The organism is Moorena sp. SIO1F2, from assembly GCF_010672755.1.
Classification (GTDB): Bacteria; Cyanobacteriota; Cyanobacteriia; order Cyanobacteriales; family Coleofasciculaceae; genus Moorena.
Window position 1 is genome coordinate 1 of the sequence record NZ_JAAHFV010000036.1, and the last position, 6,332, is coordinate 6,332.

Consider the following 6,332-nt stretch of genomic DNA (forward strand, 5'->3'; position numbering starts at 1 on the left):
CTGCCACCAACAGATACATTGGAGCACTCCGAAAGGAAAGGATATCTAGGAGCTGCATGAGGGGAAACTTTCACGTGCAGTTCTGAAGCGGAGGTGCCCCGGATAATACCGGGCATCGACCGTAACCATGGAATCAATCCCTATTCCCCGCAGAACTACATTTAATCAATCACATCCTATCATTGCACTCCACACCCCCGCAGTCGCTGGGGCTTTTCATTGGTATAGCGCTACGCGCCAGGCAATAGGCAATAGGCATGAAGCGCAATAGTGAAGAAAAAAGCTTACTAATCAAGGGATTGAGCGATTTTAATTTTTATTCACTTGTCAAACACCATAGTGCGTAGTGCTATACAGCGATCGCGGTAAGGAAAAAACCTTACCACCCAGTCCCAACAACGCTACATAAAACTCAACAAAGGTAGTGGCTAACCCCGACTCCTTCCTTAGTTCCAATGATGGGTAGGTGACCCAACCGAGTCCCCTACCCAGTACCAACGACAGACAGCGACCAATCGGTCCCTTAACCTAGTTTCACTTTCAGGCGGTAGTCCCAACGGACGACCTACCCACTTCCAACACAAGAATGAACAGATTTAACTTAATATTAAGTGTAGTTATCTTTTAGTTATTTCCTAACAGTAGTAAAAAAGATAATAAAAAGACGTCTTAATACCTGTAACGGGAGTTATTGGGACTTCCGTGGTGGGAAGTAGTTCTATTAGTATAAATGCCAGCAATCGGACTTATTGGTATTTCATTTTTCCCTCTAATTCCCCCTGAAATTCACTTTTTATTATTTTTGATTTTGTTGGCAAAAATAACAGGAAGTTAAAGACTGGCCGTAATGGGAAGTAGTTCCATTGTCTGAATTCTGGTAAAGGAACAGGATCGAGTCTTGGAATTAGAACTAGGGAAAGTGTCGGTGACGTTCTCAAGTACATAAAGTTGACAGGTTTGCTTACACACCTATCTCTTTCACCCGACAATTGTTGCGCACTAGTTGTGACTCTGGTGGGAAGTAGTTCTATTTAAGAAATTCTCTGAGGTGGTGTTGTGGACTCCACCCTTGCCCTCAGTCACCGAGGGGGGAGGTAATTCGGATGTTGACGAGGCATTTTAAACCGTCTAGTTAAGGAGAAAGTTTAATCCTGCTGTGTGAATGCCCCCTGGTTGGGGGTTTTCGTTTGAAATGGGAACTGGGGTGGTGGTGAGCGGTATAGAGCTGCTATTTTTGAATTAACCATAGCTTATCGTGAACGTATGGTGCTAGCTGTGTTGGTTGCTGTTGGACTAACACTAATTAGTGCTTTCACTGGTTGGCGTGCTGTAACTGGGGACTCAAAACAAGCCTTTGTTTGGAAAATTGCGACCCCAAATATACGATTGGACGAGATGATTTTTTTTCAGTTCAAACTTAAACAAAGGAAGAAAATATTGCTTTATACTGTTGGCAGTTTGGTTTGTGCCTTATTAACTATCTTTTTTATCAATGCCTTTTATACACCCCCAAAAGTAAAAAGTTATTCCTGGAATTCGCTATCAGAAGTCTCTAAGGACGAACTAGAAATAATCACCTGGAACATAGGTTATGGTGGTCTCGGAAAAGAATCTAATTTTATCCTTGATGGCGGAACTGACTGGCTACCAGAGTCAAAACTTATCGTCAAAAAAAATGTATCTGGAATTGTCAACTTTATCAAATCCCAGACTCCAGATGTTTTCTTTTTTCAAGAGATTGCTAAGGCTAGCTTAATCAACCGCCGTGTGAGTGTTTTTAATAGCGTTGTTGACACTATAAAGCAATATCAAAATATCTATGTGTCTGATTTTTGCACCCATCTCATTCCACCACCTATTAGCATTAATTTTGGCTTGGGAGTTTTTGCCAGAACTGGTTTAATGTGTAACTCAGAAAGTAGATTATTACCTTTAGAACCTAGGCGCATCGGAGCTTTTCGCAAAAACTATCAAATGGTAGTCAATCAAGTCTCCACCACTGTGGAAAATAAAAAATGGATTCTGATTAATTTGCACTTAGCTGCATTTGATTCTAACGCTGATATACGAGCCAAACAATTAGAAGCAGTGCGCTCTTTTGCCATGAAGCAATACCAGCGTGGTAATTTTGTTGTTATTGGCGGTGACTGGAATCTGCGCCTTGCTAAAACAGAATTCCCCCATCAAACAGAAGATAAATACCTTTTCTGGGTTCATGATTTACCCGATGATGCTTTTCCTTCAGATTGGAAAATTGTGGCAGATCCGAATGTACCTTCTGTTAGAACCGTTCACCAAGCGTATATACCCGGTGACAATTATGTTACGATTATTGATGGCTTTATTACTTCTCCAAATGTTGAAGTTGTTGCAGTTGAGACGATTAATCTGAATTTTGCACACTCAGACCATCATCCTGTTAAGGCGCATTTTAGAACTATTAACAAAACTAACTAAACAACAGATGCAGTTTAATAGTAGACTAACAACCTTGTTTTGACGGACACTTCTGTTCGGTGATAATTTACTGAAATAGGTTTAACAAACTGACTATTACTCAATTAAAAAACTGCATAACAAACATAATAATTAAAAATACTAAAATCTTGAATATTAAAAAGTACTTTTTAATATTCAAGAAACACTCCAGATAAAATATGTTTTTTGCTATAATCACGCTAATCAAGTAGTCAAACAAATCATTGCAGCTTATCAATAAGTTTTTCTGTAAGGAATATTATACTTACAAAAGTAATGATTATTATACATATGTAAAAAATTAAGTAACGCTCAAAAAGTTCACAAACAAAATTAAATACCTTATTTTTGTTTTTAAATTCACTAACATTAACATTAGCACAGTTGATTGTTCTCAAAATCCTAATAGAAAAATTCAAGGCTTCTTCATAGAATTTATATGCTAATACTATACTCAACGGAGTAATCAGCCAAAAACAATAACCAATAGCGAGCCATAATATTGCTGTTTTTGCCAAGGTCTTGTACCCCAATAAGGTCTCAAAACTAACACCTATAGTAAAGGCAAAAAAAACATATGTATACTTACCTATTTTTTCAATAAACGACTGGGAAAAGTCGGCAAAAGTATTTTCGACTTTTTTACACAGACCATCAGGATAAAAGAAAAAATTATACTGTTCCTTCAATTTATTTATTTCTTCTAGATCAGATATTAAATCTCTTTTGAAAGCCTTCAAACAGATAAAGTCTTTTACTGCTGAATAAGCGGTAACTAAAACAACGGGCAACCAAACAATAATATAATTAATTAAAGAGTAAGGCAGGTAATACTGATAAGGAAGTACATATGCCTTAAACCCTTCATCACTGTCTAGCTCAATAGAATTATATTTTGGTTCTGGGTTCTCTGAAATCCACTTTTTCCAATCTTGTTCCATCTGTTCTGGAGCCAGGTAGCGATGGTATATCGGTATGAATATGATGCCAAAAAGAGTCAAAGCCAGCCAGATCACGAAAATTCTAGTTCTTGCTGCCTTATAATCTCGCAAGACCTTCTTAAAGCAAAAAAGCTCAATAGCATCTTTTCTGAAAGAGCTAAACACAATGATGTTTTCAGCGAAGAGAAATATGAAACTACGAAACAATTCAATAATCCAGCCATCCCGCGTGAAAAAAAATTTCCAAGGTGAACTATCAGCCCAAACATAGCATGCATACAGGGAAACTCCACTACAAAACAGCAGTAATAGTGTAACTATTATTCTTAATAAAGGAGAAACCTTACCTCCATTAAAATCACTGCTAGAATCATCTATGAGCTTCCGTTTAAGACGCTCCAAACATAACCCTTCAAAGCCCCCACTTGAAAAAGACTTATCTAAGGAAAGTTGTGGCGTGGTAATTACCAGTTTAAAGCGTTGTCCACAGGGAGGTAAATAGGATTTAACATGCTGATAATCCTCAACACCATTGAGCACTATCAGCACATCGCCCTTTAGCCAGTGTGACCAGCAGTAGTTAACCTGACTCTGTAAATCTCCACCTTCAGGTGGCTGTAAACCTAATTTTGACTTGGCAAAGTCCACCACCTCATACCCTAAATGAGATCCTTGCCCCTCCAACCAGCAAACTCCTCCCGGATAAACCTGCTTTTCCCAAGCAAGCTGGGCATAATGTCGCACTAGTTCTGTTTTACCAGGACTTGTTTGCTCAGAGTAAATTACAACCCTCCCCCTTTGTCTCAACTGCTGATGTAAAGTTTCAAGCTCAATGTCCCGCCCCATGAACTCAACGTTTTTAGGGGGAATATTTTGCGGCTCTACTTTTTCCGGTTCCGGTCTTGACCCATCATAGTTAAAGTTCTTAATGAAAGGTCAAGTCTCCCGTGTTGCCTCCTATCTGAAGATTATTGTTATGATCTCCAGTGCTAGTTTGGTCCTGGGACTGACCACTAGGCTGTTCTGGGGCGGCATTGCTAATTAACCTGTTTAACTGCTTGGCAAATCCACTGTCTTCTTCAGCCTTCTCCGCTAAAATACCAACCAACGCTTTTTGGCGCTCCTCGTTCGAGGGTTTCTCCTTTAACCGCTTTAGGGTTTGTTCTGCATACCCGTCTTCGCTGAATTTACTGACAATAGCTTGGTAGATGGCTTCCGCCTTTTCCCAAACAGACTCGCCAGCCTTTTGAGCTGCACCCTCAGCTACCTTAGCCAAGTAGGGAATTAGTATAGATACTGCAGATGTTGCGATCTCAACAAAATTCATTCGTAAACCTTCCTTGTTACTTATGTACGAGCAAAAGTCCCTGGCACACTGCTTTCTGGAAGCTCAAACCCTTATAGAATAGTCCAAGGTCGTGCCCAAAACAGAATGTATCTTTTTGTAAATTATGAGATGAAATTATTACCCAGTAAGGGTTTCAGCTTGCTCCGCATCGCCTCCAAGACCTCAGCGTAGCTGCCTTCTTTGCCTCTAGGGCTGGTAGTTGGGCTAAAAACAGCGATTTGCAATTTAGTGATGTAATACCAAATCCGTTTGTCAAAACCCCTTTATAAAAATTGACCAAATCTTTGTATGCCAGGAATCTATGGCTATGCAGATAAGGGGGGTGTGGGAACAGGATTTGGTATAATAAGATACTTTACCCTGAGATGATAAGTTATAGTATTTAGCTGACTAATCTTATAACTTTCACTAATCATTATTATTGATTTAGTTAGACAAAAGTCGTGATGTAAATCACATAAACTGGTGAAGTTAATTACTGCATTCAGTGACTGGATATTCTGAGGGGAATTAGCCCAGCTTCTATGTGTTCTTTATTCCCATGGTGCTTAACCTCATAAGGACAGGGTTCACTACTGTTATGTGCGATGCCCTAATCCAACCCTATTCCGGGCATTCTTCTCGACAGTCATTGGAAGTGTAGTCAAGACTGAGTATAGGGTTCGCTCAAGCGTCTTTATGATCTTGTGATGGTGAAGTGCCTTGTTGGGGGATTATCGGTATTTCAGTTCGCCTATCTAAGCAACAATTTTTCGCAAAAACCCAGGAATTTGTAGCTCTTGAAGCAATTTAAACCTACAACCGATCAATCTCATCGATAGTCAACCACGTATATTGGGCAATATCCTGAGCGGGTAACCCTGCCGCCTTCATCTGCTTAGCAATCTGCTGTTTTTCTTCCTGTCTACCTTCTGCTCTACCTTGTTTGATACCTTGTTGTCTACCTTGTTCTATGCCTTGTTCCAAGGTTTCATCAATTAAGGTTTGGGTAACATTGTACATATCCCGGTAGACCTTCAGGCTATCCTGATACAGCGCTTGCTCCGCAGATGAGAAATTGGCAATCTCTGCAACATCAAATAGCTGGGCAAACACATCCTCTTGCAACGGTAATGGGGGTTCATTCAACTGGGCTAGGTGTTTGAATAAAAATAACCACTTGTCAAAATGGGACTCCAACTCATCAACAGACTTGGTAAATTTGGGTAGCTCAACATAAATAAACTTGAGCTTATCGTAGAACACTTCACAGTGCTGATTTTTCAACTCCACAACATGTAGCAGTTCCGAATCGTGCTTGTGGTCATCAAATACAAAATCTAGGACGCCAACCGTATAAACTGCTGTAAGCTCATAGTTCCAAAATCCCTGTTGCGCCTGTTCTTGGATCGGGAAAGTAGAATAATAGACACTTCTATCCTTAAACAAATTTTGCTTAGCCTTCTGCATTTCTACGATGAACCGTTCACCAGTCTCGCTCTGACAATAAATATCAAAAATAGCCCTTCGATCCACTAAGGTATTGCCCAAAAACTCGGGATTCTTAAAGGTAACATTCTTCAGCT

At 39.8% G+C, this 6,332-nt stretch carries 5 protein-coding genes; 1 reads left to right on the top strand and 4 read right to left on the bottom strand.

The window, feature by feature from the left end; translation table 11 throughout:
* Nucleotides 1–327 precede the first annotated feature (327 nt).
* A complete protein-coding gene (locus F6J94_RS07220) occupies nucleotides 328–456 on the bottom strand; it encodes a hypothetical protein (protein ID WP_293038614.1) in 129 nt (42 codons plus the stop codon).
* Nucleotides 457–1,275: 819 nt separating this feature from the next.
* Here F6J94_RS07220 and F6J94_RS07225 point away from each other — a divergent pair.
* Complete coding sequence (locus F6J94_RS07225; RefSeq protein WP_293038617.1) at nucleotides 1,276–2,457, top strand: endonuclease/exonuclease/phosphatase family protein; 1,182 nt, start codon at nucleotides 1,276–1,278, stop codon at nucleotides 2,455–2,457.
* 242 nt (nucleotides 2,458–2,699) lie between these two features.
* Here the strand turns inward: F6J94_RS07225 and F6J94_RS07230 are convergent, their stop codons facing one another.
* The 3 genes from F6J94_RS07230 to F6J94_RS07240 all read right to left on the bottom strand — a co-directional run.
* Nucleotides 2,700–4,265: a hypothetical protein gene (locus F6J94_RS07230; protein ID WP_293038620.1), complete on the bottom strand. Its 1,566-nt coding sequence runs from the start codon at nucleotides 4,263–4,265 to the stop codon at nucleotides 2,700–2,702.
* Nucleotides 4,266–4,344: 79 nt separating this feature from the next.
* Nucleotides 4,345–4,746, bottom strand: coding sequence for a hypothetical protein (locus F6J94_RS07235; RefSeq protein WP_293038623.1), 402 nt, complete (start codon nucleotides 4,744–4,746; stop codon nucleotides 4,345–4,347).
* A gap of 816 nt (nucleotides 4,747–5,562) precedes the next feature.
* The coding region (locus F6J94_RS07240) for an Rpn family recombination-promoting nuclease/putative transposase (RefSeq protein ID WP_293038626.1) at nucleotides 5,563–6,332 on the bottom strand (770 nt) is incomplete at its 5' end.

Bases quoted from the DNA above. Each gene is read 5' to 3' on its own strand.
- F6J94_RS07235 (WP_293038623.1), bottom strand. From the start codon at position 4,746: ATGAATTTTGTTGAGATCGCAACATCTGCAGTATCTATACTAATTCCC.
- F6J94_RS07230 (WP_293038620.1), bottom strand. From the start codon at position 4,265: ATGGGGCGGGACATTGAGCTTGAAACTTTACATCAGCAGTTGAGACAA.